We start from the raw sequence: 897 nt of genomic DNA on the forward strand, positions 1-897 counted from the left end.
TGGTATGCCGAAGGTGGCGATCTGTCGCCCGCCGAGTTCGGTCTGAAAATGGCCCGTGAGCTTGAGGCGAAGATTGACGAGCTGGGCGAAGACAATGTCGCAGCCTTCGTTGCCGAGCCCATTCAGGGCGCTGGCGGTGTCATCATCCCGCCTGATACCTATTGGCCGGAAATCGCCCGCATCTGCAAGGCGCGCAATATCCTGCTGATCTCCGATGAGGTGATTTGCGGCTTTGGCCGGCTTGGATCATGGTTTGGTTTCCAGCATTTTGGTTATCAGCCGGATCTGGCACCCGTCGCCAAGGGCCTGTCCTCTGGTTATCTGCCGATTGGTGGTGTGCTGGTTTCCGATCGTGTGGCCGAGGTCATGATCAATGAGGTCGGTGACTTCAACCACGGCTTTACCTATTCCGGCCATCCGACCTGTGCCGCAGCGGCCCTGGAAAATATCCGCATTCTGGAAGACGAAGGTCTGGTTGATCGCGTGCGCGATGATATCGGCCCCTATTTCAGCAAGGCATGGCAGAGCCTCGCTGATCATGAAATCGTTGGTGAAGCGGTCAATGTCGGTCTGATGGGCGGTCTACAGCTCGCTGTTGATAAAACCACCCGCAAACGCTTTGCCAAACCGGATGATGTCGGTGTCGTCGTACGCAATCATTGCCTTGAAAACGGCCTTGTCATGCGCGCCACCGGTGACCGTATGCTGGCCTCACCTGCCTTGACGATCAGCCACTCGGAAGTGGATCAGTTCATCGAGACACTGCGCAACGGGCTGGATCACCTGCGTGATACCGTCAAGGAATAGGGCCACTATCCAACGGCTCAAGAAAAACCCCGCTTCTGAACTGACCCCATAAAGTTGGACGGTTCATAGGTTTGGCTGATTTAAGGGCTG

1 protein-coding gene is annotated in these 897 nt (G+C 56.2%); it reads left to right on the forward strand.

Annotated elements, in window-relative coordinates; genetic code table 11:
- Nucleotides 1–807: aminotransferase class III-fold pyridoxal phosphate-dependent enzyme (locus RT613_RS11060; protein WP_313615310.1), on the forward strand; the 807-nt coding region annotated here is incomplete at its 5' end.
- Nucleotides 808–897 lie beyond the last annotated feature (90 nt).

It is taken from the genome of Agrobacterium sp., from assembly GCF_032092815.1.
Classification (GTDB): domain Bacteria; phylum Pseudomonadota; class Alphaproteobacteria; order Rhizobiales; family Rhizobiaceae; genus Agrobacterium.